Annotated in this window: 20 protein-coding genes; 10 read left to right on the plus strand and 10 right to left on the minus strand. The window is 67.5% G+C overall.

Translation table 11 applies throughout. The annotated features are described in order from the left end of the window. Positions 1-22 precede the first annotated feature (22 nt). Positions 23-1,207, minus strand: a complete 1,185-nt coding sequence (locus tag IEY07_RS17165) for a mandelate racemase/muconate lactonizing enzyme family protein (protein ID WP_188896621.1) — start codon at positions 1,205-1,207, stop codon at positions 23-25. A gap of 439 nt (positions 1,208-1,646) precedes the next feature. On the opposite strand from IEY07_RS17165, the gene IEY07_RS17170 reads away from it, so the two are divergent. Genes IEY07_RS17170 through IEY07_RS17180 form a run of 3 tightly spaced genes read left to right on the plus strand, consistent with a single transcriptional unit; the run spans position 1,647 to position 4,625 of the window. After that, entirely contained in the window at positions 1,647-2,840 is a 1,194-nt protein-coding gene (locus IEY07_RS17170) for an ABC transporter substrate-binding protein (RefSeq protein ID WP_188896622.1), read from the plus strand. Further along, positions 2,837-3,781 (plus strand): carbohydrate ABC transporter permease, encoded by a 945-nt coding sequence (locus tag IEY07_RS17175; RefSeq protein ID WP_188896623.1) that lies wholly within the window; start codon positions 2,837-2,839, stop codon positions 3,779-3,781. Before IEY07_RS17170 ends, IEY07_RS17175 begins: the two co-directional genes overlap by 4 nt. 10 nt (positions 3,782-3,791) lie before the next feature. Beyond that, complete coding sequence (locus tag IEY07_RS17180) at positions 3,792-4,625, plus strand: carbohydrate ABC transporter permease (RefSeq protein WP_188896624.1); 834 nt, start codon at positions 3,792-3,794, stop codon at positions 4,623-4,625. Here the strand turns inward: IEY07_RS17180 and IEY07_RS17185 are convergent. Both IEY07_RS17185 and mshA read right to left on the minus strand, forming a co-directional pair. Beyond that, positions 4,586-5,239 carry a flavin reductase family protein gene (locus tag IEY07_RS17185; protein WP_188896625.1) on the minus strand — a complete coding sequence of 218 codons (654 nt, stop codon included), beginning with the start codon at positions 5,237-5,239 and terminating at the stop codon, positions 4,586-4,588. The two genes, IEY07_RS17180 and IEY07_RS17185, sit on opposite strands and share 40 nt — an antisense overlap. Positions 5,240-5,327: 88 nt before the next feature. Beyond that, complete coding sequence (gene mshA / locus IEY07_RS17190; protein WP_188896626.1) at positions 5,328-6,587, minus strand: D-inositol-3-phosphate glycosyltransferase; 1,260 nt, start codon at positions 6,585-6,587, stop codon at positions 5,328-5,330. A gap of 180 nt (positions 6,588-6,767) precedes the next feature. Between mshA and IEY07_RS17195 the strand changes: the two genes are divergently transcribed. The 7 genes from IEY07_RS17195 to IEY07_RS17225 all read left to right on the plus strand — a co-directional run bounded on the left by IEY07_RS17195 (position 6,768) and on the right by IEY07_RS17225 (position 15,424). Continuing rightward, entirely contained in the window at positions 6,768-8,102 is a 1,335-nt protein-coding gene (locus IEY07_RS17195) for a purine-cytosine permease family protein (protein ID WP_188896627.1), read from the plus strand. Positions 8,103-8,109: 7 nt separating this feature from the next. Then, positions 8,110-9,666, plus strand: coding sequence for a hydantoinase/oxoprolinase N-terminal domain-containing protein (locus IEY07_RS17200; RefSeq protein ID WP_188896628.1), 1,557 nt, complete (start codon positions 8,110-8,112; stop codon positions 9,664-9,666). Next, a complete protein-coding gene (locus tag IEY07_RS17205) occupies positions 9,663-10,793 on the plus strand; it encodes an S-methyl thiohydantoin desulfurase family protein (protein WP_229670222.1) in 1,131 nt (376 codons plus the stop codon). The genes IEY07_RS17200 and IEY07_RS17205 overlap by 4 nt, the downstream gene beginning before the upstream one ends. Then, entirely contained in the window at positions 10,790-11,947 is a 1,158-nt protein-coding gene (locus IEY07_RS17210; protein WP_188896629.1) for an S-methyl thiohydantoin desulfurase family protein, read from the plus strand. Before IEY07_RS17205 ends, IEY07_RS17210 begins: the two co-directional genes overlap by 4 nt. Next, positions 11,923-13,008, plus strand: coding sequence for a DUF917 domain-containing protein (locus IEY07_RS17215; protein ID WP_188896630.1), 1,086 nt, complete (start codon positions 11,923-11,925; stop codon positions 13,006-13,008). Before IEY07_RS17210 ends, IEY07_RS17215 begins: the two co-directional genes overlap by 25 nt. 30 nt (positions 13,009-13,038) lie before the next feature. Continuing rightward, a complete protein-coding gene (locus IEY07_RS17220) occupies positions 13,039-14,571 on the plus strand; it encodes a helix-turn-helix domain-containing protein (protein ID WP_188896631.1) in 1,533 nt (510 codons plus the stop codon). A 184-nt stretch (positions 14,572-14,755) separates the two neighbouring features. Next, the gene (locus IEY07_RS17225) at positions 14,756-15,424 is read left to right on the plus strand and encodes a DoxX family protein (protein WP_188896632.1); all 669 of its coding nucleotides are present in this window, start codon (positions 14,756-14,758) and stop codon (positions 15,422-15,424) included. A 72-nt stretch (positions 15,425-15,496) separates the two neighbouring features. Here the strand turns inward: IEY07_RS17225 and IEY07_RS17230 are convergent, their stop codons facing one another. From IEY07_RS17230 to IEY07_RS17260, 7 genes are all read right to left on the minus strand, one after another. Further along, a complete protein-coding gene (locus IEY07_RS17230) occupies positions 15,497-16,999 on the minus strand; it encodes a sulfatase-like hydrolase/transferase (protein WP_188896633.1) in 1,503 nt (500 codons plus the stop codon). 36 nt (positions 17,000-17,035) lie between these two features. Next, the gene (locus IEY07_RS17235; protein WP_188896634.1) at positions 17,036-18,358 is read right to left on the minus strand and encodes an MFS transporter; all 1,323 of its coding nucleotides are present in this window, start codon (positions 18,356-18,358) and stop codon (positions 17,036-17,038) included. A gap of 113 nt (positions 18,359-18,471) precedes the next feature. Then, a complete protein-coding gene (locus IEY07_RS17240; protein WP_229670232.1) occupies positions 18,472-19,413 on the minus strand; it encodes a LacI family DNA-binding transcriptional regulator in 942 nt (313 codons plus the stop codon). A gap of 40 nt (positions 19,414-19,453) precedes the next feature. After that, the gene (locus tag IEY07_RS17245; RefSeq protein ID WP_188896636.1) at positions 19,454-20,500 is read right to left on the minus strand and encodes a LacI family DNA-binding transcriptional regulator; all 1,047 of its coding nucleotides are present in this window, start codon (positions 20,498-20,500) and stop codon (positions 19,454-19,456) included. A 56-nt stretch (positions 20,501-20,556) separates the two neighbouring features. Further along, positions 20,557-21,330, minus strand: a complete 774-nt coding sequence (locus IEY07_RS24270; protein ID WP_229670224.1) for a helix-turn-helix transcriptional regulator — start codon at positions 21,328-21,330, stop codon at positions 20,557-20,559. Positions 21,331-21,514: 184 nt separating this feature from the next. Further along, positions 21,515-25,303, minus strand: coding sequence for a coiled-coil domain-containing protein (locus tag IEY07_RS17255; protein ID WP_188896637.1), 3,789 nt, complete (start codon positions 25,301-25,303; stop codon positions 21,515-21,517). 12 nt (positions 25,304-25,315) lie between these two features. Further along, on the minus strand, positions 25,316-26,446 hold the full coding sequence (locus IEY07_RS17260; RefSeq protein ID WP_188896638.1) for a hypothetical protein: 1,131 nt from the start codon (positions 26,444-26,446) through the stop codon (positions 25,316-25,318). Between the last annotated feature and the right edge of the window lie 21 nt (positions 26,447-26,467).

Consider the following 26,467-nt stretch of genomic DNA (forward strand, 5'->3'; position numbering starts at 1 on the left):
GGAGCTCCTCACGGGCTGGCTTTCATCGGGTCCCGCCGAAGTGCTCGCCAGCATACAGAGCGTGGCCGTCGATGCTGATCTCGACATCGTGCAGGTAGGGACGGATCGCCTCCAGCTCGACGTCCAGGCCCAGACCCGGCGCATCGAGCGGCAGCAGCTCGCCGTCCACCAGTTCCAGCCGGCCGGCGGTGATCTTCCTGGCCAGCTCGCTGGGAGTCAGCGGGAACTCGCAGATGCGGTGATCAGGAAGCGCCGCGAACGGTTGGAGTGAGGCCGACAACGCGAGCTGGCTGGTGAAGGTGTGATTCACGAACGCGATGTCGCGCGCAGCCGCGTAATCGGCCACGGCCTTGGCCGGACCGATCCCGCCGATCCGCCCGGTGTCGATCTGGACGAACCGGACGTCGGCGTAGTCGATCAGATTGGTCGCCATGTGGACCGAGTGTGCGCCCTCTCCGCCTGCGACGCCGACGGTCCCGCTGCGCCCCGCCAACTCCGCGTGCGCCCGGTAGGCCAACGGCAGGAAGGGTTCCTCGATCCAGGTGGCACCCGCCGCTTCGAGTGCAGGTAGCCGTTGCGCTGCGGCTGCCACGTCATCGACCCAGATCTGACCGGCGTCGACGAGCAGGAACCCGTCCGACCCGAGACCTTCGCGGGCCGCTGCCAGCTGGTCGGCGTCGGCGTCGACCGATCCCTGTCCGAAGGTGCCCCAGCCGACCTTCACCGCCCGGAAACCTGCGTCCGCCGCACTTTTGACGGCGTCCAGGGTCTGCTGCGCGGTTGCGCCGAACAGCATCGATGCGTACGGAACCTTCGGATAGGCCCTCCGGCCACCGAGCAGCCGCCACACCGGCTCGCCGAGCCGGCGTCCCAGCAGGTCCCATAGTGCGATCTCGATGCCGGAGAAGGTGTGCGGCGCCTGGAGCAGATCCATGCTGTTGCGGCGCACCAGCGCAGCGATCCGGGCGATGTCGTCAACGCTGTCCAGCCGTTCCCCCAGCACGGAGTCGGCGACAGGTTGACAGACCCCGTGGGATCGCGGAGTGACGAAGGCGGCGATCGAGGTGAGTGGCGAGGCCTCGCATTCGCCCCAGCCTTCATCACTGCCGGAGCGCACCCGGACGAGCAGCGTGTCCTGGCTGCCGTCGGCGTCGTAGGTCACGGAAGGCATCGAGGCGTAGAAGAAATCCACCGAGTCGATGTTCATCCACCCTCCTCGTTCAGATCGCAGCACTGGGTGCATTAGATCATATTTTTACTGATCCTGATGATGGCATGTTCGCTCGCCGGAGGCGGCGCATACCCTTGCTCTGCGAAGATGTTCCGGGAAGCCCCTTCTGCTGGAGCCGAAAAGTAGTATATATTCCGAGCCGGGGTCGTTCGGCCCAGCAGGTAGGGACGCCGGGTCAACGATGCTCAGGGGGTGCGAGACGTCAGCCATGGCTTGGTCGCTGGCGAAAACTCGCTCGGAAACTGCTGAGCCACGGGCTCACCGAAAGGACACAACGATGCGAAGACTCAGGACGGCGGTCGCGGTCCTTACGGTCGCAACCCTGGCAGCATCGGCAGCTGCCTGCTCATCATCGAAATCGGGCGGCGGGACGTCCGCGGATGCCCCACAGACCGTACTGATCTGGGATACGGGCTTGCTCGGCAAAACCAACGACAACGGCTCGGCGAAGTCCGACTCGTTCCTGCACCAGGCGGCGAGCAACTTCCATGCCACCCACAAGAACATCACGATCAAGATCGTCGAGCAGGGTGGCGACATCAGCGCCAACGCTGCGCAGTTCAAGGCCGCGTCGATCGCCGGGAACGGCCCGGACATCCATATCCAGTACACCGGCGGGCCGACGCTGTCCTTCTCGAAGTACTTCGTCGACCTGAGTGAGGTGCTGGGTAAGGACACGCTCTCCCAGTTCAACGGCCTCAACACCGTCCGGAAGAACTACGAACCGAGCGGAAGCCTGCTGGCACTGCCGTACGGATCGGGGACCTACTTCACCGTCTGGTACAACAAGAAGCTGCTCAAGCAGGCAGGACTTGATCCCGACTATCAGCCGACCAGCTGGCAGGACCTGATCTCCGAGGGCCAGAAGTACCACACCGCCACCGGCAAGCCGGCCTTCTACGTCGCCGACCTGGAGGGATACGTCGGTGCCTGGGTCGTCGCTGCGCTGGCCGCGGGAAACCTCGGTTCCACCGCCTTCACCGATCAGTATTCCGGCAAGACCAAGATCAATACTCCGGCGATGCAGCAGGCGTACACGACCTGGTCGAACTTCTTCAAGACCGGACTGATCAACAAGGATGCCGGCGAAGTCTCCAACGGCGACGCGGACCAGGGCTTCATCCAGGGAAAGGCGCCGATCTACTTCTCCGGCACCTGGGGTGACGTCGGCATGTACCAGAAGTTCAAGGACAACGTCGGCTGGTCGTTCATCCCGATGGAGCAGGACGCGAAATTCTCCGACGTGGCGGCCGGTGGGCCGCAGGTGGCGATCTCGGTCACGAACTACTCCAAGCACCAGGCGGCCGCAGAGGAGTTCGTCAAGTATCTCGCCGAGCCGAAGACCCAGGACCTTTACGTCAAGCTCGGACAGACCGAGGGGTCCAGCAACAAGCAGGGCGACACCTCGGTGATCAAGAACCCGCTGCTGAAGCAACAGGCGGAGAAGCTCAAGACCACCCAGACGATCGTCTACCCGTTCGACAACGTGATGCCGCAGTCGGTGATCGACCTCTACTACCGCCTCGATGCTTCGACCTTCCTGGGCAAGACGACCCCGCAGTCTGCGGTTCAGCAACTCCAGGCTGCTCTGGATGCGGAGCAAGGGTGACTTCAGTCCCCGCTGCTTCGAAGGTGGTGGGCGCAGCCGATGCTGCGCCGACCGCTACGTCCCTGCGACCGACCGCTCCCTGGCGCCGCCGGGATCGCAGGATCGGTCTGGCGGCTGCTGCACCGGCCTTCATCATCGTGGTCGGATTCATGATGTACCCGGTGCTCTACGCGCTGTTCATCTCCTTCAACAAGACCGACGGCGTCGACTTCGAGTGGGTGTGGTTCAAGAACTACTCGAACATCCTGACCGACCCGCTGGTGCACCAGGTCTTCCTCAACAACGTCAAGTTCCTGATCTCGGTGCCACTGGTGATCTTCTTCTCGATCATCGTCTCGGTATTGCTGTTCGAGAAGATCCGAGGCTGGAAGACGTTCCGGATCATCTTCTTCCTGCCGAACGTGCTGTCGATCGTCGTGATCGGTGTCATGTTCAAGAGCATCTTCGGTTACTACGGTGCCGTGAACAGCATCATCGCTGCGGTCGGCGGGAACCGGGTCAGCTTCTTCACCGACGGCAGCCTGGCGATCTGGGTGATCGTCATCGCGCTGGTCTGGTCCGGCTTCGGTTATCAAGCTCTGTTGATCATGAGTGGACTCTCGGCGATCGACACCTCGGTCTTCGAGGCGGCGGCACTCGACGGAGCGGGCTGGTGGCGGCGGCTCCGGTGGATCACGCTGCCGAACATCCGACGCGAGCTCGGCTTCGTGTTCATCATCAATGTGCTCTACACCTTCACCTCACTGTTCGGCTTCATCTTCGTGATGACGGCCGGCGGACCGGGTTATGCAACCACGACCGTCGACTACCTGGTCTATCTGAAGGCGTTCGGGAGCGAGAATCTCGGCCCCGGGGCCGCCCTGGCGGTGTTGCTCTTCCTCTTCATCGGTCTGCTCACGATCCTGCAGAACCGGTTCTTCCGCATCCAGGGCAACGATTGAGGACCAACCGATGACCAGCCAGACCCTGAACCGTTCTGCTCGCATCCCGATCTTCATCGGCCTCTGTGTGCTGGCCGCGTCGATCATCTACCCGGTCTACTTCCTGGCGATCGCTGCCTTCCGGACCCAGCTCGACTATCAGGAGAATCCGCTCGGCCTGCCGAGGCAGTGGACACTGCACAACTTCAGCGTGGTCTGGAACGGCTACGGCGCGGGCCCGGCCTTCCTGCGCAGCATCCTGGTGGTGTCGGTCTCCACCTGCCTGGTACTGCTGTTCGCAACGTTCGCCGGCTACTCGCTGGCCAAGCTCAACCCACCCGGCGCCAAGATCATCACCGGCTCGTTCGTCTCGGTGATGCTGATTCCCAGCCAGGTGCTGATCCTGCCGATCTATCTGTTGCTGTCTGCACTCGGTCTGGTCGGCAGCTATACCAGCCTGATGCTGCTCTACACCGCGACCAATCTTCCCTTCGCGGTCTTCTTCCTGACCCTCTCGTTCCGATCGATCAGCGACGACATCCTGGACGCCGCGAAGGTCGACGGAGCAGGCTTCTTCCGCACCGTCGGGCGGGTCGCCGTACCGGTGGCGATCCCGAGCCTGGCCACGCTCGCGGTGTTGCAGTTCCTCGGCATGTGGAACGAGTTGCTCTACGCGCTCATCCTGCTGCCGGATGACAGCAAGCGGCTACTGACGCCGGCGCTGTCCATGATCGGCCAGCGCTATGTCAACAATCAGCCCTTGGTCTCCGCCGGGCTGCTGATCGCGGCATCGGTGCCGATCCTGCTGCTCACTCTGACCTCCCGCTACGTCGTGGAGGGGATCTCGATCGGATCGTCGAAGTAGTTTCGCATCCGGCCGGGCATCGACCAGCCGGCAGCCAGTCGGGAGGGAGCCAAGGGCCGCGACTCACCGAAGAAGTCGCAGAATTTCATGATCAGCGGATCCCACGACCTCGGATCCACGTACGCCGTCCCGGGGATGATCAGCGAGTCCTCCACGTGCGACCGCAGGACCCTGACTTGGATCGCTTGGGCAGTTCCGAAATCATGACTGTCCACGACTTCGCACTCCAGTTGGATCGGGCACTCCGCGACCCGCTCCGGGGTCACCAGATCGGACTTCTGTCGGGTGAGACCGGACACCTCGAACTTGCGCGGCTCGTATCGGTAACCGGTCCGCCGTTTGTTGTCGCTGAGTACGGGCTCGGCGGTCAGCAAGGCGAGGCGATCGACGTGGTCCACCAGGTCCGCGGAAGCCAGATTCAGTACGCAGACGCCGGTACGCAGCAGATTCTTCGTTGTTCGGGACGACCCACCGAGCCCGAGCATCGCGCAGTCATTGAGCCACCAGGCCGATGACATCGGCGCCACGTTCGTTGTGCCGTCGGGATTGGTCGAGGAGATCAGGACGACCGGCGTCCCGTAGTAGTGGACCTTCAAGGAAACGGTCGAGTGCATGAGATTCAGCGTGCAAGATCATCTCGTCCGACTCCGGCGGTTTTCGGACCTGGCCTTGACGATCCCACCGGCCAAGTGCGGGTTCGCGCTAGGACGGCCCTGCCAGCGCCCGGGCGTAGGCGTCCAGGGCCGCCGCGGCGGTGTTGTCCCAGCTGAACCGGGCCGCATGCAGGGCACCGTTGCGACCGAACTCCCGCGCCAGCTCGGGCTCGTCCAGCAGCTTCTCCAGCGCGTCGGCCCACAGCACCGGATCGTGACCCGCGACCAGCAAGCCAGTCTCGCCGTCGTGGACGGCATAGCGCAACCCGCCCACGTCCGTGGCGACCACCGGTCGCCCACAGGCCTGTGCCTCCAGGGCGACCAAGCCGAAGGACTCGTTGTAGGACGGGACTCCGACCACATTCGCCGCGCAGTACCAGCGGAAGAGCTCCGGCCTGGGCGAGTGCGGGCGAACGATGATCCTGTCCTCCAGTCCGTGATCACGGATCGTGTCCGGCAAGGCGTCGGCATAGGTGCTCTCCGGTCCGCTCGGGCTGCCGATGATGATCAACTTGAGCTGATCGTCGAGATCCGGCCGACGGCGTACCAGCTCGGCGACAGCGTCGATCAGCACGTCCGGCGCCTTCAGCGGCTGCAGTCGCCCGACGAACAAGATGATCTTGTCCGACATCGCAAGGCCGTACTGCCGTCGGGACTGGAGTTGAGCACAAGGGTGGAAGGTCTCCAGGTCGACACCCGGTGGGACGACCGTGAGTTGCTCCTGCACTGCGCCGTAGTGGCGGACCAGCTCCTGTGCCTCGTCGGCCGTATTGGCGGTCAGCACATCAGCCTGCTCGACGATCCTGGTCTCGCCGTCCTCCCGCACGTCCGGTTCGACGAGATGATCACCCGCGCGATTGGCGTTCTTGACCCGGGCCATGGTGTGCATCGTGTGCACCAGCGGCAGCTGCAACCCCTCGGCCACGGTGATCCCCGCTATCCCGGAGAGCCAGTAGTGGCTGTGGATGAGGTCCCATTCCTGTTCGCCGGCGGCGTGAGTGGCATGCCAGGCCAGGACATTGGCCGCGAACTCATCAACCAGCTCCGGCAGCCGCTCCTTGGCCACCGCCTCGGCCGGCCCGGCCGGGATCTGGACCACTCGTACGCCGCCGCCCGCGGGCACCACCTCCGGCACGTCCGGCGTCCGCCGCCGGGTGAAGATGTCGACCTGCACGCCCCGGCTGCCGAGTCGCCGTGCGAGCTCGTACACATAGACATTCAGACCGCCCGCGTCGCCGACGCCCGGCGGGTCGAGCGGGGAAGTGTGCAGGCTCAACATCGCAACCCGTCCAGGCGTGTGTCGGCCCATGATGCCATTCTTCCGTACGGCCGGAAGCGGTTGATCACCCCGACCGTCCACTGAGATTCCGTCTCCTTGTGCAACCTGCACAGTGTCACCTGTCCGTAACGACAGGATGAACATTGCCTGGTCCGGCTGTGCTGCTTAGCGTGGCGGCATTCTTCGACCCCACGACATTTGGAGTACCCGATGGCCAGTCAGACAGGTGCGCCGGCCGTACCAGTGGCGGCGCCGATCGCAGTCGACGACTTCTCACTGCGCCGCGTTCCCGCCGCGGAGCGCTACGGCTGGTTCCAGGTCGCCGTCCAGCGCTTCGGTCAGATCTCTGCGTTGTCCCAGTTCCTGCTGGGCGCAACCCTCGGCTTCGGGATGACCTTCTGGAGCGCCTTCTGGGCGCTCACCCTGGGCGCCGTGATCCTGGAGATCGTGTCGATCTTCGTCGGCATCATCGGTGTGCGGGAGGGTCTGAACACCTCGATGATCACCCGGTGGACCGGTTTCGGATCCGCCGGGTCGGCGCTCGTCGGGCTGGCGATCGGCATGAGCCTGATCGGCTGGTTCGGGATCCAGTCGGGTGTGTCCGCGACCGGCCTGCACAGCCTGCTGCCGTTCTTCCCGACCTGGCTCTGGTCCTTGCTCTTCGGCTTCCTGGTCACCGCGATCGTGCTCCGCGGATTCCACAGCATGCAGTGGCTGGCCAACATCACGGTGCCGGTGTTCGTGGTCCTGGTCGGCTGGTCGACCATCGTCGAACTGCACCGGCATTCCTTCTCGCAGTTGGTCGCCCAGGCTCCGCCGGGCCCGCACCTGGGATTCGTCGCCGGCACGACGCTGGTCGCCGGAGGCTTCATCGTCGGCTCGGTGATCACTCCCGACATGACCCGCTTCAACCGCTCGGCCGCCGATGTCGTCAAGCAGACTGTGCTGGGCATCACCCTCGGCGAATACGTGATCGGCCTGGCCGGCGTGCTGCTGGCCCACGCCGTGAAGACCTCCGACGTCACCACCGTGATCATGTCCTCGGTCGGCTGGGTCGGCGTCCTGGTCCTCGTGCTCGGCACGCTCAAGATCAACGACTGGAACATCTACAGCTCCGGTCTCGGCGTGGTCAACTTCATCGACGTGGTCTTCGGCAAGAAACTCAACCGCGGTCTGGTCACGCTGATCATGGGCGTCGCGGGATCGATCCTCGCGGCCGCCGGCATCCTGAATCTGTTCACCTCCTTCCTGACCGTCCTGGGTGTGGTGTTTCCGCCGATCGCGGGCATCATGATCGCGGAGTACTTCTTCGTGAAGACCTGGCGCAAGGACCTCGCCGCTGCCGGGGACCGGCTTCCCTCCTCGGCACCGCGATGGGTGCCGACCACCCTGGTGGTGTGGGCGATCGCATCCTTGATCGGATACTTCGTGCACATCGGATTGCCATCGATCAACTCGGTGGTGATCGCGTTCGTTCTCTACTTGGTCGCAGGAAGGCTCGGCCTTGTCCGCGCAGCCGGCATCTCGGAAACCGAAAGGGCATAACCCAGCTATGAGAATCGGCATCGACGTCGGCGGCACCAACACCGACGCGGTCCTGATGGACGCCAATACGGTGGCCGCGGCGGTCAAACGCTCGACCAGTGCCGATGTGACCACCGGCATCGTCGAGGCGCTGGCCGCTCTGCAGGAGCAGCGGGCCTTTTCCGTCGACGACATCGACGCGGTGATGATCGGCACCACGCATTTCATCAACGCGCTGGTCGAGGCACGCCGGCTCGCCCCGACCGCAGCAGTACGGCTCGGGTTGCCCGCCACCGCGTCACTTCCGCCGTTCGTCGACTGGCCCGAGCCGCTGGTCGCGGCGATGCAGGGACGGGCCTACCTGGCCCACGGCGGTCACGAATTCGACGGCCGGGAGATCTCACCGCTGGATCCCGACGAGCTCAAGCGGCATGCAGCTGACATCGCGGCCTCCGGTTCACGATCGGTCGCCATCTCGTCGGTCTTCTCGCCCATCAACAGCGAGCTGGAGTTGCAGGCGCAGGAGATCCTGCAGGCCGAACTCGGTCCCGACGTCGCCTTCTCGCTCTCCCACGAGATCGGCCGGATCGGCTTGCTGGAAAGGGAGAACGCGACGATCATCAACGCCGCGCTGCGCGAGCTGGCCACCTCGATCGTCGACGGCCTGGCCTCGTCGGTGGCCGCCAGCGGGCTGACGGCACCGCTGTTCCTGAGCCAGAACGACGGAACGCTGATGGACATGGAGTACGCCCGGCGCTACCCGGTGGCGACCTTCGCCTCCGGACCGACCAACTCCATGCGCGGGGCCGCTGTGTTGTCCGGCCTGGACACCTGCGCGGTCGTCGACGTCGGCGGGACGACAACCGATGTCGGCGTGCTGAATCAGGGATTCCCCCGCGAGGCGACCGGTGAGGTGCTGGTCGCCGGCGTCCGCACCAACTTCCGGATGCCGGACGTGCTGTCGATCGGCATCGGCGGTGGTTCGCTCGTCCGCGAGAACGGCGCCCTCGTCGGCCCCGATTCGGTCGGCTACCGGCTGAACACCGAGGCATTGGTCTTCGGCGGTTCCACGCTCACCGCGACCGATGTCGCCGTCGCGGCAGGCTGGGCCGAGATCGGCGACACCGGTCGGGTCGGGCACCTGTCCCAGGAAGCCGCCGACCGGGCCCTTGACGTGATCGCGACCCGGGTCGCCGACGTGGTCGAGCGGATGCGGACCTCCGCGGCACCCCTACCGGTGGTCGCCGTCGGCGGTGGATCGGTGCTGCTGCCCGAAGAGCTGCCGGGCCTGGGCCGACTGCACCGGCCGGAGAACTTCGCCGTCGCCAACGCGATCGGCGCCGCCATCGCCCAGGTCTCCGGAGAGATCGACAAGGTGTACGCGATCTCCGAGGGCAGCCGCGCCACCGTCATCGACGAGGCCCGCCAGGAGGCGGTGGACCGGGCGATCGCCGCCGGCGCCCACCCGGGATCGGTGGAGATCGTCGACTTCGACGAGGTGCCAATCCCCTACCTCCCCGGCAATGCCACCCGGATCCGGGCCAAGGCGGTCGGCGACCTCGCCCTGACGGCGGTGGCCCGGTGAACGCCGGAAGCAGTCCCATCACGACCGCGATCCGGCCGTTGACCCGGATCGAGGGGCCGGAGATCAAGGACCTGGCCCGTGGCGCGGCGATCCTCGGCACCGGCGGCGGCGGGGATCCGTACGTCGGCCGGTTGCTCGCCGAGGCGGCCGTCCGGGAGCGCGGGCCGGTCGAGATCGTCCAGGTGCCCGACATCCCGGACGACGCAGTGGTGGTTTCCGCCGCGATGATGGGGGCGCCGACCGTGATGGTCGAGAAACTGCCGACCGGGACCCAGTTCGCCCAGGCCGTACGCGACCTCACCGCCCGGCTCGGCATCGTCCCGACCCATATCGCCTGTATCGAGGCCGGCGGCGTCAACTCGACAACCCCGATCGTGGCCGCCGCCGAGCTGGGCCTGCCGCTGATCGACGCCGACGGGATGGGTCGCGCCTTTCCCGAGGTGCAGATGGTGCTGCCGACTCTCTACGGTCACGCGGCCGCGCCGATGTCAGTCGCCGACGAGAAGGGCAACAGCCTGATGCTCGACACCATCGACAACCGCTGGGCCGAGCGGCTGGCCCGTACGGCCACGGTCGAGATGGGCTGCTCGGTATCCACCGCCCAGTACGTGCTGACCGGTGCCCAGCTGAAGGAGTCGTACGTTCCGGGCACCCTGTCGCTGTGCGTCGAACTCGGACAGACCCTGGTGCGCGCCCGGGCGGCCAACGCCGATCCGGTGGCCGCGGTGGCAGACGTGCTGTCCGGCCGGATCGTCTTCGAGGGTAAGGTCGTCGACGTCGAGCGGCGGACCCAGACCGGCTTCGCCCGGGGTACCGCGCGAGTTGCGGGCATCGGTGGTAACCAGGGGCGCGAGGCCGTCCTGCGCTTCCAGAACGAGCACCTGATCGTCGAGGTCGACCGCACCGTCGAGACCACGGCCCCCGATCTGATCATCGTCCTGGAGGCCGACACCGGAGAGCCGATCACCACCGAGGGACTGCGGTACGGCGCCCGGGTACGGATCGTCACAGCTCCCGCCGATCCGCGGTGGCACTCTGCCGCCGCCCACGCCCTGGCTGGGCCGGCCTACTTCGGCTACGACACCGACCCGGTCCTTTTCGACGGCATCGTGGTGTCGGACTCGTGAGCTGGCAGCTGGGGCCGGAAGATCTCCCCGCCCTCGCGCTCGGCGCCACCCTGCTCGGCACCGGGGGCGGCGGCGACCCGCACATCGGGCGGCTGCTGGTCGAGCAGGCGATGCGCGAGCACGGGCCGGTCACGATCCTCGATCCGGACGATCTCGACGACGACCTGCTGATCATCCCGACCGCACAGATGGGTGCGCCGACGGTCGTACTGGAACGCATTCCTGCCGGTCCCGAGCCACTGGCCGCCCTCCGGCGTCTGGAAGATCATCGGGGTCGGCGGGCGGCGGCGACGATGCCCATCGAGTGCGGCGGCATCAACTCGATGATCCCGTTGCTGGTCGGCGCGACCGGTGGGCTGCCCGTTGTGGACGCCGACGGGATGGGACGCGCGTTCCCGGAACTGCAGATGGAGACCTTCTCGGTCTACGGCGTACCCGGCTCGCCGCTGGCGATCGCCGACGAACTCGGGCACACCGTGCTGATCGACACCGGCGAGGACAACCGGCAGCTGGAATGGCTGGCCCGCGGTGTCACCATCCGGCTCGGCGGTGTCGCCTACATCGCCGAGTACGCGATGACCGGCCGGCAGGTCAAGGACACTGCCGTGCCCCGTACGCTCTCGCTCGCGCTGAGCGTCGGCCGGGCCATCCTGGACGCCCGCCGTGATCATCGCGATCCGTTCGCCGCGCTCGCGGACGCCTTCAGCAGGACGATCTACACCCATATCCGCGAGCTGTTCCACGGCAAGGTGGTCGACGTCGAACGCCGTACGACCGAGGGTTTCGCTCGTGGCCGCGCGCGGATCCGGAGTGCCGACGGCGACGGCGAGTTGGAGATCTCCTTCCAGAACGAGAATCTCGTGGCGATCCGGGACGAGATACAGCTCGCGGTTGTGCCCGACCTGATCTGCATCCTCGAGGAGGAGACGGCTGAGCCGATCACCACCGAGCGGCTGCGCTACGGCGATCGCGTGCGGGTGATCGGTGTCTCGACACCGGCCCTGATGCGGACGCCGGAGGCTCTGGCGGTCTTCGGCCCACGCTGCTTCGGCCTGGACCGGGAATTCGTCCCGGTCGAGGACGGCCCTGGTGGAGAGATCGCCGGGACCGCCGATGCCAGGATGGAGGAATGGGAGCAGACGCCGGTGCGGTGAGCCGCATCACCGGCGCCGACATCGGCGCACTCGCGGCCGGGGCCGCGATCCTCGGCTGCGGCGGCGGGGGCCAGGTCGACCTGCTGCGGTCGGCACTGCGTCCACGCCGCAACGAGCTGGCGGTTCGGGTCGAACCGGTCGACAGTACGCTGCGCTCGCTGGTCGCAGTCACCTTCCTCGGCTCGACGACGGTCCTCGGCGAGAAGCCGCCCGGCGGCTTCGAGCTCCCGACCGCGGTCGAGGCCGTCGAGCGCTGGACCGGCGAGCGGGCCGAAGCGGTGGTGCCGGCCCAGATCGGCGGGATGACCGCGCTCGGCACCGTCGCGTTGGCAGCGGTGTCCGGACTGCCGATCCTCGACGCGGACATGGTTGGCCGCGCCACACCCCGGCTCGACCAGCTGTCGATCTTCACCCGCGGCGTCGTCCGGGTGACGGCGGCCATCGTCACCACCAGCGGCCTGTCGATCGTGATCGACGCCAGTTCCCCGGCCGAGCTGGAGTCGGCCCTCCGCGGTGCGGTCGCCCGCTCCGGCGGATGGGCCGCTTTCGCCCTCGGCCCGTTGCCGTTGGAGCAGGTACGTTCCGATCTGGTGGCCGGCAGCGTGAGTCATGCGATCCGGATCGGCCGCGCGATGGCCGAGCACGCATCGTTGGCTGCCGCTGCGGCCGCGCTCGGCGGCCGGATCGCGGCGCGGGGCCGGGTGATCGAGGTCGAACGACACGACGACCCGATCAGCTTTGTGCACGGGACCGCGGCACTCAGCGACCCGCGCAGCGGAGCGGTCGCGCGACTGGAGATGGGCAGCGAATACCTTTACCTGACCGTCGACGGCGAGCCCGCGGCCAGCGTCCCGGATGTGATCAGCGTGCTGGACGCCAGGACCGGCGGACCACTGGGCGCCGACCAACTGCGCACCGGGAACCACGTCGAGGTCCTGGTACTGCCCGGCGCGCCGCTCTGGCGCTCGGATCCCGCCTTCCTCGCCCGCGCCGATCCTCGCTTCTATGGCATCGACGCCGACCCGATCATGGCGAACCCCATGACAGCGAGAACCCCATGACAGCGAGAACCCCATGACAGCGAGAACCCCATGACAGCGCGGCTCGCGGAACTGCTGGCCGTACCGGATCTCCAGGACGCTCGACTGATCACCGGCGACCCGCAGACTCAGATCGAGCGCGTCCTCGGCCGCTCCGGTCCACCGCGGAAGATCTCCGCGACGCTCGCCGAGGGCCCGCCTGCGGTCCTGGTGCTGATGGACCCGGTCACCCGCTTCGACACGGCCTTCGACGTGCTGCTGCGCCGAGCGAGTCAGGCCCGGATCGTTGCCGTCGCCTTCACCGCCTCCCCAGACGCCGAACCGGGCCCGGGCACGACGGCTCTGGCCAACCGGCTGCACGTCGGGTTGCTCGCAGTGTCCGAGCCGTGGGAGACGTCGATCCAGCTCCACGAACAGCTCGCCTCCTCACACGCGCCGGCGGTCCGGCTCATCACCCGCGCGGCGCAGGCAGCGCTCGAGGCCGGACCCGATGTCACCGAGACCCTGCACCGCCTGGAGGCGGCACTTGGCCACCCGCTCTCGCTGCTCGACGCCTCCGGCCACACGCTCGAGGGAGCGACGGTGCTCGACGACGCCGGGAGGTCGCTGCTGATCGCGAGCTCGGCCGGCGATCACCCGGTGCAGGTGCCGGACCGCGACGGCGGCCACCTGGTCGCGGCTGCGGTAGGGACCGGCATCGGGCCACGGGCCTGGCTGGCCGCGGCCGTCCCCCGAAGTCTTCCGATGGAGACCGCCGGGCTGCTGGGCGCACTCCAGACCGCCAGCATCGCCGTCGGCCACCGGCTCGCGTTGGCGCGCCTGGCCGACGAACGCGACGCCCAGTCCCGTACCAGCCTGCTGGACGAACTCCGGGCGGCCGGATCGGCGCCGCCACCGGAGCTGGCCCAGCGGGCGATCCGGGCCGGCTGGCCGTTGGACGCCTGGCACATCGGCATCCGGATCGTCCCGCGCGGACCCGCCGACCCCATCGCCCAGCGGTCCGACATCCTGGAGGCATTCGCGCGGCGCGGCCTGGCGATCCAGTCCGTCGAGCAGGACACCGGCTGGGCGGCCTGGATCTCCTACGACTCCGAACCGTCGGTGACCGAGGTCCGCTCGGCGTCTGCCGGCATGCGCCGGGGCCAGGCCGACCTCCGATCACGGATCGCGACCAACGTCGGAGTCGGCAGCGTCCAAGCCGGCGCATCCGGTCTCGTACGCACCGTCGGTGAAGCGGCCGATGCCGCGCGGCTGGCGAGCAACAGGCCCGAGACCGGCCACTTCGTCCACATCGACACCCTGGGCCTGGCCCAGCTGCTGCTCGCCTGGACGCAGACCGACACCTTCCTGCCCGCCGCTCGCGACCTGCTCGCTCCACTGGACCGGGCCGGTGGGCAGTTGTTGATCACGCTCGGGCACTATCTCGACACCGGAGCGTCGGTGGCCGAGACCGCGGCCATCCTTGATATCCACCGCAATACCGTGTCCAACCGTCTCGCCCAGATCCAACGGCTGCTCGGAGTTGATCTTGCCGATCCCGAGACCAGGCTCGCGCTGCACCTGGCATCGCGCACCCTGCGCTGACGCGACCCCGCTCGGATCCGGCGTTTCCAGGAATACTCGCGGAACTCGTATGACGAAGGTCCTACGAAGTACCGTCCTTCGACAGATCCTTCGCATCGCGCCCCGGAGCAAGATCAAAGACGTCAGAGAAAACAGACACAGCGACCCGGGTTCGAAGCACGGATCACCAAGGGAAGGACCGATCATGAGCGTTCATCACGGAACGCACACCGTGGGCCTCGCCGCCCGCACCAGCACTGCCCGCACCACATCAGCTCCGGCGACCGGGCAGTTGATCACCAAGGTCCCCGGCACCGCCGCCGAGGTATCCGCGCAGAGCAGCACCCGAACCACGAGCACCGTCGCCCGCCGGCTGTTGGCCGGACTACGGGTCGCCACCGGCTTCATCTTCCTGTGGGCCTTCCTCGACAAGACCTTCGGCCTCGGCTACTCCACCACCGCAGCGAAATCCTGGATCAACGGCGGCTCACCCACCAAGGGCTTCCTCGCCTCCGCCGACGTCGGACCCTTCACCGGCATCGCCCACGCGATCGCCGGCACCTGGTGGGCCGACTGGCTCTTCATGCTCGGCATGCTCGCCGTCGGCGTCGCCGTCATGGCCGGCATCGCACTCCGGCCGGCAGCGGTCGCCGGCTCGCTGATCATGCTGATGATGTGGGCCACCGAATTCCCGATCGCCCGATTCACCACCACCGGAGACCCGAGCGGCTCCACCAACCCGATCGTCGACTACCACATCATCTACGCGCTGGCCCTGATCGTGCTGGCAGCAACCTCCGCGGGTATCACCTGGGGCCTCGGCCGCTACTTCAACCGGCTCCCCTACATCCGCAACCACGCCTGGACCCACTGAGTACCTTCCCGCTCACGCGGATCCACGATCGTTCGGCGCCGGTCCATCGGGTCCGGCGCCGGACGTTTGCGTTCAGCCGTCTGCCAGCCAATTGCGGGGGTTGAGTTTCTGGACGTAGCCGCGGGGAGTCTGCGGAAGCGAATCCTCGGTCCGCAGCTGCCAGACGGCCAGTTCCCGGAGCAAGTCGATCTTGGCGTCCTGGACCTCCGCGGTCGGCGCGTCCCAGAGGTCGATGAGCTCGTCGGGATCGTCATCCAGGTCGTACAGCCCGCAGTTCCCGAGCAGGTCGATCTGTAATGACCACCGGCCGGCGCGGATCTTGCGGCGGCGACCGCTCTGCGTGACGGCGTTCAGTTCGTCGAACCGCGGTGCCCCGCCCGGCCCGTCCCGGAACAGGCCGGGGATCGGATCCGGCAGTCGATCATGCTCGTCGTAGGGCAGTCCGCCCATGCCCTGTTCCACGTAGGCGGACCGGAACTCGGCCTCGGGATAGTCGGCCCCCGTGATCAGTGGCCACAGGCTGCGGCCCTGGACGCCGACCGGGAGTGCCAGGCCCATGGCTTCACAGAAGGTCGGCATCAGGTCGGCCAGCGAGACGTGAGCCTCGGACGGGCCGCTCCGAACGGCATCGCCGGTGATCACCAGGGGAATCCGCGCCAGCACGTCCGGCACCTCGGCACCCTTGCGCACCAGCCCGTACTCCCCGACGTAGTCACCATGATCAGCAGTCAGCGCGATCACCCGCTCACGACGGGCGTGCCGGTCGGCCAAGCCCTCGTGCAGTCGACGGACCTGGTCATCGATCAGCCGCAGCATGCCGAAGTAGTTCGACCGTGCCCTGGGGATGATGCCCTCGTAGTCCTCGACGGCTTGATCACCGAGTTCGCGCAGGTAGCGCCAGCTGAACGGCCGGTCCGCCAGTGCCTCCGCGCCGGCCCGGACAGGTGGCAACGACTCGGGCGGGAACAGATCGAAGTACGGCGCCGGCACCTGGTACGGGTTGTGCGGCTCGGGAAACGAGACCACCATGATCATCGGCACGTCGTCGGGCAGGCTTCGGCTCCAGTCCAACGCTGCTTGGACGATCCGGTACGGATTCTGGGCCTCGAGCGGATACGGGGTGGGATCCTCGGCGGTCCGGTGTCGCAGTCCGGCCAGCCACCCATCGAAGGCCGCCTCGACCGGGTCGGCGGACGGGATCACGGCACCGTCGTGCATGAAGTCCACATAGACGTCCACGTCGTCGGCCGTCAGATAGGTGTGGTTCTTGCCGATCAACGCCGTCGCGTACCCGGCCTGCTTGGCGGCCTGGAAGAGGTCGGTGCCGAAGACGGCCTGGTCCGCGGCCGGATTCTGGGTCACCCGATGGGCCGACGGCCATCGGCCGGTCATCAGGCTGGTACGCGCCGGACAGCACAGCGGACTGGCCGTGTACGCGCGGTCGAACCAGGTGCCCTCGGCAGCCAGCGCGTCGACGAACGGCATCGTGTCCAATGGAAAACCGTTGCGGGCATGGACATCCGCGCGGTGTTGGTCAGTCATCACGATGACGATGTCGGGACGGTCAGTCGGCACGGCGCTCCTCCGGTGTCTTGATCAGACGGCTTGTTGTCATGCCTGTACGGGTTGCATCGTCTCGGTGCTGACCCTCGCTCGCATCCCGAGCGCACAGCCGACGCTGACCAGGATGGCCGCCGTCACGGCCGCTGCCAACGGCCACGGACTGCCGTTCGAGGCGATCAGGATGGCCACACAGGCCGGACCGGTCAATCCGCCGATGATCGCCGTGAGCTGATAGACCAGCGAAACGGCGGTGTAGCGGACCTCGGTCGGGAAGACATCGGACAGAAAGGCGCTCTGCACCGCAAACTGGGTGCTGTTGCCGAGCTTCATGATCACGATGCCGAGCACCATCAGCCAGAAGATCTTGGTGTTGAGCAGCGCGAACAGCGGGAAGATCGTGACGGCGAGCACACACAGGCCGATGACGAACATTCGCTTGCGGCCGATCCGGTCCGACACCGCGCCCATCGAGAGCATCAGCGGCACTGCGAAGATCGCCGGGATGATCGTCGTCGCCAGGCTGGTGCTGTTCGACAGGTGCAGGAAGGTGACGATGTAGGGGACGATGGCGATGTTGCCGCTGATCGCGTCGGCGCAGCGGGCACCCAACCCGAGCAGCAGCGGTCGCCAGTGGTAGCGCAGCACGGTGATCAAGGGAGACTTCTGGACGCCTCGGTCCTCGACAAGCTTGTGGAAGTCGCCGGTCTCGACCAGCCGCAGCCGTACGACCATGGCATAGACCAGCAGTACGACACTGATCAGGAACGGCGCCCGCCACAACCAGGCGGCATAGACGTCGTCGCCGGCGACGCTGGTTGCCGCCAGCACCAGCACCGCGCCGAGCAGGCCCCCGATCGGGTTGCCCAGCTGAGGGATCGAACCGAAGAAGCCGCGCCGGTTCTGTGGAACGGACTCGATGGTGGCGAGCGCGGCACCGGCGTATTCGCCTCCCAGGCCCACTCCTTGCACCAGCCGCATCAGCAACAACAGGATCGGCCCGAGAATGCCGATCTTCGCGTATCCGGGCAGGAACCCGATGATCAAGGTCGGAATGCCCATGATCAACATCGTGATCACCAGCAGCTGCTTGCGCCCGACCCGGTCGCCGAAGTGGCCGAAGATGATGCCGCCGATCGGTCGGGTGAAGTAGCCGACTGCGGCGGTCGTGAGCGCCAGCAGGGTGCCGACGGCGGGGCTCTCTTTGGGGAAGAACACCTGGTCGAAGACGATCGCCGAGGTGGTGCCGTAGATCCCGAAGTCGTACCACTCGAACAGCGAACCGAGGAAACTCGCCAGGACGGTCCGGCGCGCGGCCGGGGAGATCGGTCCGCGACCGCCGGTTGGTCCCGCCATGGGCTGGGTGCCGCTCATACAGCTCCTTCGATGCAGATCCGAGCAGTTTTGCAACGGTTACCGTTACCGTTGCAAAGTGCAGCGTAGAAGCATCGCGCGGCAGAGTCAACGGCTGCCTCGGAGCTGGCGGGTCAACTGCCGGTCGACGCGCGACGGGTCACCAGCAGTCCGACCTCGTCGTAGCGGACGGTCCGATCACTGCCGTCGAGGTGGCCGAGCAGCCGACCCACCGCGATCTCGGCCAGCTGCCGGACGTCGGGCGCGACGGTGGTGATCGGCGGATCGGCGAAGGCCGGCTCGCCGCCGCCACCGACAGCCGCCAGCCGGACATCTGCTGGGATATCCAGCCCGAGCGTCCGCAGGGCGTGCGCGACGCCGATCGCCGATCCGCCCCCGAGTGTCACCACCCTGTCTGCCCGCGGCCGGTTCGGGGTGCCGCTGGAGAACAGTGTGCGTTCCGCGACGACGGCGCGGAACGCCGCGCCCGCCGAGGCATCCTCGGCGGGCACCACAGTGGCGCCCAGCGATTCGGGGACGAGGTCGGCGTCCTCCTCGGCCGCGACGACCACCAGCTCGCCCGATTCGCCGGTGACCTCCGCCGCCACGGTTATCGATGCCTCGGCAGGGGCGACCACCTGGGCCACGGTTCGTTGCACCATCCGGTCCCCGATCACCACTACCGGCACGCCGGGCACGACCGGCAATGTGCGCCGTGACGGGATCAGCAGCACGCCGTCCGTGATGCCGGCGCCCGGTCGCAACACCTCACCCTCGCGTGCCGGGTCGCCGCCCGTCGGTTCGACGACGACTCCCACGCCGGCAGTCTCGGCGGCCGCGATCACCGCCGACGCGATCGCGGCCAGGTCGCCCGAGCCCAGATGCGGCAGTGCCAGCGTGATCACGCCGGCGCGACGGGAGTTCAGGCTTCTGGCCGCAGGATTCGGCAGGAATCCGAGTTCCTCGATCGCAGCACGGACCCGAGCGTCCGTCCGTCGACTGACCTGGCCGACCCCGTTGACCACCGCCGACACGGTCTTCTTGGAGACGCCGGCCCGCGCCGCGACGTCGGCCATGGTCACCCATCCGGTCGACCTCCTGCGACCGGTCCGGCGCTCAGCCGCCGGCACCGGTCGACTCCCGTTCCACCAACGTGAACCCGATGTCCAGGTGTTGCGGTGCCGCTGGCAGTGCCGCGTCGCGTCGCTGCAGGATCAGCTTCACCGCCGCTTGGGCAGCAGCCGCACGGGAGGTGTCAACAGTGGTCAGCGTCGGGTGGCTGTGGGCGGCGTACTCGACATTGCCGAATCCGACCAGGGCGACATGCTCGGGCACCCGCCGACCGGCATCGTGCAAACCTCTGAGCACCCCGAGGGCCAGCGCGTCGGCGTTGGCGAAGATCGCATCGACGCCCGGCCATCGGTCGAGGACGGTCGGCACCGCAGCCCGGCCGGCCTCGAGCGTCACGGCAGCGCTCCGCAGGACGGCCTGGCCCCCACCGGTGTCGCCGAAGTCGACACCATGATCAGCGAGGCCGTCGATGAAGCCCTGGTATCGCGCGGACGCCTGCAACGGCGACCGTTGCGAGTCGGCGGAGACGATGACCGGCCGTGACCGCCCGGTCCGACCGAACAGATCGCCGACGGCATGCCCGGCGGCGTACTGGTCAGGCGCCACGGCATCGAGCGGACCGTCGAACGCGCTCGCGCCGGCAAGCACCACCGGTCGGCCGGGCGGCGGCATTGCGGCAAGATCATCGCGGTCCAGCGCTACCGACGCGAAGACGATCCCGTCGACATGCCGCAGTCGCGGATCGGCCAGCACCGACCGCTCACGGTCGAGGTCGCCACGGGTCTGTTCGACGACGACGGCCAGGCCGTGAGCGCGCGCTGCCGCGAACACGTCGTCGGCGAATTCGCGGAAGTACGGCACTGTCACGTCGGGCAGCACCAGCCCGATCGCCTGCGCGCGACCCGACCGGAGCCGGCGGGCCGCAACATTGGGCCGATATCCCAGCTCCTCGACTGCTTGCTCGACCCGGATCCGGGTCGCGTCCCTGACCGGTACCGCACCGGTGACGACATTGGAGACTGTGCGGATCGACACTCCCGCACGTTCGGCGACCTGACGCAATGTCACCGAATCAGAAGTCGTCCTGCCCACCCGGCGATGGTATCCGCGCCCGGGCAGCGCCCGGCGTACGGCTTCGGCCCGGTCCGTCAGGTTCCCGCCAGATCCGGGACCCGCTCACGGGGCGGTGGGATCCGCAGGTGATCGGCGGACCGGCGATCTGCCGCCACCAGTAGGCGGTCGTGGACGCCGAGCTTGTCGTAGGCATTCTGGACATGCTTGCTGACCGTCCGCTCGGAGATGCCGAGGATCCGGCCGATCGCCGCCGCGGTCATCCCAGTGGTGAGTAAGTCAACAACCTGACCCTCGCGGGTCGTCAGCCCGGCCCGGCGGACGGACAGACCCGCCGGCGTCGGCGTCGGCCCAGGGTGATGAAAGTGATCAAGGAGGTAGAGCACCGGCAGAATCTGTTCGGCATCCGCCATTTCCCGGTCACTGAAATCCGTGTCGTCGCGGGTGATCACCCAGCACCGCCCCGCGATCGGACTGTACACATTCACCATCAGGCACAGCTGCTCACGGCCGATGCATTGCTGGGCCTGGCGCACAGCAGCGGCATTGTGGTCCGGCGCCGACAGATCCGACAGCCGGCGTGGCGAAAGATCAACCGGCGTTTGGATACAGGACTGGACCACCGGGCTCTGGTAGCCGCACCGCAGGATCTGCTCTGCCGAGGCATCGCGACCGCGCAGACTTCTGCGCCAGACCGTGAACGAGTCGTCCCTCCAGTTGCCCTGGATCCAGACGACATCGTCACTGGGAATCAATTCGTGGATACAGTCGGCAGCAGCTTCGAGGTATCCGGCTGGTGGCACTTCGAGAAGCTGGCGGCTGAGTTGCAGAACCGTGGCAGCGGTGATCACCTGTGACCTCCCCCGGGTCAGCGCTTCACCTTTCCGATCACCAAATTGTGCACCGTCACAGGGTCGGCTTGGAGCCGTTTTCACCACAACAGCGGCACATTTTCGTGCTCCGCCGGATACTGCGGACCAGAATTGATCTTGCTGTGACAATTGGCTGCAAAGGCTAATCGTGACATGCAGGTGATCACCGACCGGCAGGGACGAAAGTGAGCACCCGTCCGGTACCTTGCACGATGAATTCCTCGAACTCCGCCAGGAGATTCGACGGGATAGCGAGTTGGTCCGCCGCGTAGCTGACGTCGACGGTGTACGGGACTCCGGCCGCGGTCGCCGCTTGTTCCGGCCGGGCGATACCGCGGAACGATCTCAGCCAGGCCGCGTCCACCTCGAACATCACCAGGGACCCGCCCGGCCGCTTCTCCACCAGCCACTCAATGGCCCGCTCCAGGGACCCGACGTTGACGAACACGTCCTCGGAACGCCCGCCCGGGATCGACACCCGGCCTGCGGCATCGACGGCGAACACCTGCTTGCTCACCAGCGGCGGATTGCTGCCGCCCTGGACGCGGAAGACCACCGGATTGCCGGAGCGACTGCTGAACATCATCCGGACGTCGGCATCGGTCGGCTCCCAGTCCGGCCGCGCCGGGAGCCGGTAATGGCTGCCGAGGCTCAACGTTGCACCTTCGCCACCCGGACCTCCGAAAGCCTGCTCGAATGCGGCCGCCGCCTCGGGATCCCCGGCGATGTCGGGCAGCACGGCTCGTCCTGCCCCCTGGGCGGTTCCGGCGGCCTGTTGCTCCAGCGCCTCGGCCTGCGCCTGCTGGACCTCGCCACGCTGCTGGATCCGGCCGGCCCGGACCGCTTTGCCCCGCGCCGCTTCCTTGTTCGCCTGGTTCAGCAGCGCGTCCGCCTCGGCCCGCCGGGCCCGGGCCTCGATGTCCAGAGCTTGGCGCAACTGCCGGTCCAGGACCGCCGATGCGTCGCCGGCACCGGGTGGCCCGGCGACCAGATCGGCATCGGCCAGTAATTGCACGGCCGCACGCTGCTGGTCGGCCGGATAGCCGGCCAGTCGTCCGATGAAGGCGGCCAGATCCGCGTCGCTGCCGAAGGTGCCGCTGACGAGCCGGCGGGCCACCGCAGGGTCCAGCCGGCCGAGGACCTCCAGGAACGGAACTGCCGGGCCGGGATGGGCGGCCAGCTCCGAGGTCAGCCGCCGGATCGCCTCCTGGTCCAGCGGGGTCTCGGTCAGCCGGGCGAGCCGGGACACCCCGGCCTCGGCGGCCGGGGTCAACGTGACGCGCTGCAATTCGAGCACCCGTCGGGCGACCGTCGTCGGACCCCACTCCTTGATCACCGTGACGATGTAGTCCTCGAAGGACTCGTACAGTCCTCCCGCCTCGGCCTGTTCGACCAGCCCGTTGATCGCCGTCCGCAGCCGGCTCAATGCTGCAGTGGCGATCGAGGTGAAGGTGGCCAGCGAGACGCCCTCGGTCCGCAGCTGCTCGATGATCTCCGCGGCGGTGACGGCCGCGCGGCGGCCGAGCCCGGCGAGCACTGGGCGTACGGTCAGCTCGCCGAGCGCACCCAGGGCCGCTCCGATGCCCATATTGCGCACATAGCTGCGCCAGCCCGAGAGACTGCCGTCGTGGAAGGCCACGTTCACGATGTCGTGGACGAAGGTGTCACCGGCCGCCGACAACGCACCGCCGACCGCTCCGGCAGCGAGACGCTCCACTACCAGCCCGGTCCACACCCGGGTCACCGTGCCGATGCCGATCGCCCGCCCGATCGGTGCCGCGACCAGCGCGCCGATCCGGAAGCCGACGGCGTTGACGTAGCCGTCTGCGGCTGCCAGAAAGAAGCCCTCCCAGGTCAGTTCCGCCTTGCCCAGCAGGACTTTGGCGAAGTACAGCAGTTCACTGGCGGTGATCGAGATGGCCAGTGCCGCTGCGCCGCCGGCGGCGTCGACCAGGAAGGCGATGATCCCTACTTCCCAGGCAACGGCGATCAGCCCGATGCCGGTCACGATCAGGCCGAGTGTCTGGTAGACCTTGGCCGAGGCGCCCAGCGCCCAGTAGGTCAGATTCGCCTCGAAGTCACCGGCGGTCTGCTCGAAGATGTCGCCGACCGGCTCCCAGCCACCGCCAGGCAGCTTCTGCACCGCCCTCAGCACCAGGACGTACGACGGTACGCCCCATTGCTCGATCGGCCGGATCTGCTCGACCCGCCAGCTCCGCTGGATCTCGATCGAATCCACGTCATCGTTGGTCACATGGGCCTTCTTGGCCGCGCGCGCGAACACCTCCTGGCCGAAGGACTCCGGGGTGTACGTCCCCGTCCCGGCGATGTTGATCTCCCGCAGCAGGTCGATCGCCACCTGCGGCACCAGCCCGCGGAGCCGGTCGGCGGCAGCGGGTTTGAGTCGTTGGCTCTTGGCGGAGACGACGTAGATCGAGAATGCGTTGGCCAGGACGGCGTCGTCGCCGGTGCCGGCCCGCACGTGGTGGCTGCCGTCCAGCCACAGCTCGCCCGTGCCGAGGCTGTAGCGGTTCGCCCACCGTGACTCCCGCAGCCGGGTCAACGAGCCGCGCAACTGCTGCACCCGCGGCCGGTTGCCGTACCCGGCGGCCTGCAGCTGACGCAGCAGCCAGAATCGCAGCAACTCCTCGCCCGAGCGGTCGGCGCAATCGATCAGCCGGTCAAGGTCGCCGGTCGCCGCCAGGTCGATCGCCACGTACTCGAAGGCGGTACCGCCCTCCGGCCGGGCGTCCGGAGGATCGCCGTAGTAGTCGCGCAGCCACCGGTAGAGGTCCCAGCCCCAGTGGTAATCGGTCGGATCGCCGGTCATTCTGGCCCGGAGTTCGGACGCCTTCCGGTGGGCGTCGGGCCGCTCACGGGCCGCCGTGATGGTGTCCGGATCGAGGGGCAGGTCGAAGACCGCGACCACCACCTGCTGACCGATCACCAGGTTGCGCGCGATCGCGGGAAGCTGCGGCTCGTCGGCGTCGTAGAGGCGCCTGCCGCGGGCCAGCAGTGGATCGGCAGGCACCTGCGTCTCCACCTCGTTGATCATGGCCGCCGCGGCCGTCCGTCGGCTGTACGGCCGATGCACCACGCCACCGAGCAGGGCGACCGTGATCGTCCGGGTGCCGAGCTCGGTCGCATACCGATCCCAATCCAGGAAGCGATGTTCGAAATCCTGCCGGTCGACGAACGGCGTCAGTTCGGCTGCCGTCAGCGACAACCGGACCAGCGGCCCGGTCGTCACGACGTCGGCGAAGTCGATCCGCGGCACCGTCACCGCTGCGAACACCAGCCGGGCGCCGTGCAGCAGTTCGTGATCGCCGGTCACGCGGCGGAGGTTGACGGCGTCCAGCGAAGGCCAGCCGGCGATCGTCCCGCTCGGATCAAGATCAGCGAGCACCGCGCGATCGCCGTCGGCCGGGCTGATGGCGTACGCCGAGTTGCCGGCATGGGCAAGCTCGAGATAGCGGTCGTCGACCGCCTGCTCGAGTTCGTCGAGCGTGGCGGACCGCAGCGTCTCGACCAGCCACACAGTTACCCAGAGCGGCCGATCACCCAGGCGTTCGATCAGCTCCTGTTGCAGCACGTCGGGGATGCTGTCCGGCGATTCCCCGTTGATCATGGTGACCGCGGCCAGGAATCTGCTGATGGTCACCTGGATCGACAGCGCCCGGAGCACCCGCCAGTCCCTCCCGACGACCAACGGACCGGTGCGCGGCTGCCAGAGCGGCATCACCGCCCGGGTGACGACCTGCGTGGCCGGACGCCGGACCGGTGCGGGCGGCGTACGGGCTTGCCGGTAGCCGGCGGCCTGCCGCCGGGCCGACGACACCGCGTCGCCGAGTTGCCGGCGCAGCGTGTCCTTGAGCCGGTCCAGGTCGTCGTCGGTCGGCGTGCCGGTGACGGTCAGCGTCACCGGCACGTGCACGTGGACCGGGTCACCCATCCGGCACCGCTGTCAGTCGAGGTCGCCGGTCACCAAGGACAACATCCGCAGCCCGCCGAGGATCTGGCCGTCCTCGGTGCGCTGCACGATGTCGAAGGCCTGCATTGATCCCTTGGCATCGTCGCGTTGCAGCGTGATCGTCGCGGTCTGGGACTCGGCCAGGCTCTCCAACCGGATCCGGGCTCCGTCGTTCCGGGTGCTGAAGGGAACCTTCATGGCGCCGTCCGACCGTTTCAGCGCGGTCTTCGTCGCCTTCGACGCCTCGGCCAGGTCGATCTCCCCGAACCTCTCCAGATTGAGCGTTCCCTGCAGCCCTTTGCGGCTGTAGCTCAGCGGTGTCGCGGGCTTGCCGCGCAGGCCCGGGATCACGAACTGCCTGTTGTTGATCTTGGTCACGTTCGCTCGCGACTGGAGCAGCCAGCGCTCGCCCGCACCGATGCCGACCGATCCCAGCGCGTGGATGTCCAGCAACGTGGGATGTCCCTGCAGCAGCGGTGGGTGGACCTGGAAACCCATCACCTGTTTGGGTTGGGCAGAGGGCAACAAGGCGATGTTGCGTTGGCCGTGATGGCCGTCGCGGGGCTGGGTGACACCGTTGCTGTCGACGTAGGACGTGGTGGCGAAGTAGTCCTCGGTGTTCAGCAGCTTCCCTTCCTGGCTGGTGTAGACATTCGCCACGATGCACAGATGGCCGCCGTAGGTGTCGAGCTCCTGCTGCGAAGCCCCCCAGTAGCCGCTGCCGGTGGGTGTGCCGGCGATCGCCACGTGCGGATCCGGCACGTCAGCCCCTGACCCGTGGGCGAGGTTGGCCAGCGATCCCGAGAAGCTGATCAGCGACCCGTCCGGCAGTCCGTTGGTCTCGTGCAGTGCGGTGATCGCCTTGCCGGGCTGGGTCAGCCCGACGAAGGGCTGGAACACCCATGCCTGGATGTGCACCGCCCCGACCTGGTTGTCGCCGTTGTTGGTCACCCGGGTCTTCACCTGCACCTGGTTGTTGACGTTGACGCTGGTCTGGGACGGCCCGCCGACCAGCCACAAGCTGTTGTTGTCCCAGAAAGGTGGGGCCGTCGACGTGTAGTTCCCGCCCTGGTCCCCCGTCGAGGGATCGGGGTTGCCGTCGTAATCGATCTTGAAATAGAGCATTGCGAACCTCCGTGTCCGGTG

Origin of the sequence: Microlunatus endophyticus (assembly GCF_014646195.1) — a bacterium.
Lineage (GTDB): Bacteria > Actinomycetota > Actinomycetes > Propionibacteriales > Propionibacteriaceae > Microlunatus > Microlunatus endophyticus.

Excerpts from the sequence above, each read along its gene's own strand:
- IEY07_RS17260 (WP_188896638.1), bottom strand. The coding sequence starts at position 26,446 with ATGCTCTATTTCAAGATCGATTACGACGGCAACCCCGATCCCTCGACG.
- IEY07_RS17200 (WP_188896628.1), top strand. The coding sequence starts at position 8,110 with ATGAGAATCGGCATCGACGTCGGCGGCACCAACACCGACGCGGTCCTG.
- IEY07_RS17180 (WP_188896624.1), top strand. The coding sequence starts at position 3,792 with ATGACCAGCCAGACCCTGAACCGTTCTGCTCGCATCCCGATCTTCATC.
- IEY07_RS17185 (WP_188896625.1), bottom strand. The coding sequence starts at position 5,239 with ATGCACTCGACCGTTTCCTTGAAGGTCCACTACTACGGGACGCCGGTC.
- IEY07_RS17220 (WP_188896631.1), top strand. The coding sequence starts at position 13,039 with ATGACAGCGCGGCTCGCGGAACTGCTGGCCGTACCGGATCTCCAGGAC.
- IEY07_RS17165 (WP_188896621.1), bottom strand. The coding sequence starts at position 1,207 with ATGAACATCGACTCGGTGGATTTCTTCTACGCCTCGATGCCTTCCGTG.
- IEY07_RS17255 (WP_188896637.1), bottom strand. The coding sequence starts at position 25,303 with ATGGGTGACCCGGTCCACGTGCACGTGCCGGTGACGCTGACCGTCACC.
- IEY07_RS17225 (WP_188896632.1), top strand. The coding sequence starts at position 14,756 with ATGAGCGTTCATCACGGAACGCACACCGTGGGCCTCGCCGCCCGCACC.
- IEY07_RS17195 (WP_188896627.1), top strand. The coding sequence starts at position 6,768 with ATGGCCAGTCAGACAGGTGCGCCGGCCGTACCAGTGGCGGCGCCGATC.
- mshA (WP_188896626.1), bottom strand. The coding sequence starts at position 6,587 with ATGGGCCGACACACGCCTGGACGGGTTGCGATGTTGAGCCTGCACACT.
- IEY07_RS17240 (WP_229670232.1), bottom strand. The coding sequence starts at position 19,413 with ATGGCCGACGTCGCGGCGCGGGCCGGCGTCTCCAAGAAGACCGTGTCG.
- IEY07_RS17215 (WP_188896630.1), top strand. The coding sequence starts at position 11,923 with ATGGGAGCAGACGCCGGTGCGGTGAGCCGCATCACCGGCGCCGACATC.
- IEY07_RS17235 (WP_188896634.1), bottom strand. The coding sequence starts at position 18,358 with ATGAGCGGCACCCAGCCCATGGCGGGACCAACCGGCGGTCGCGGACCG.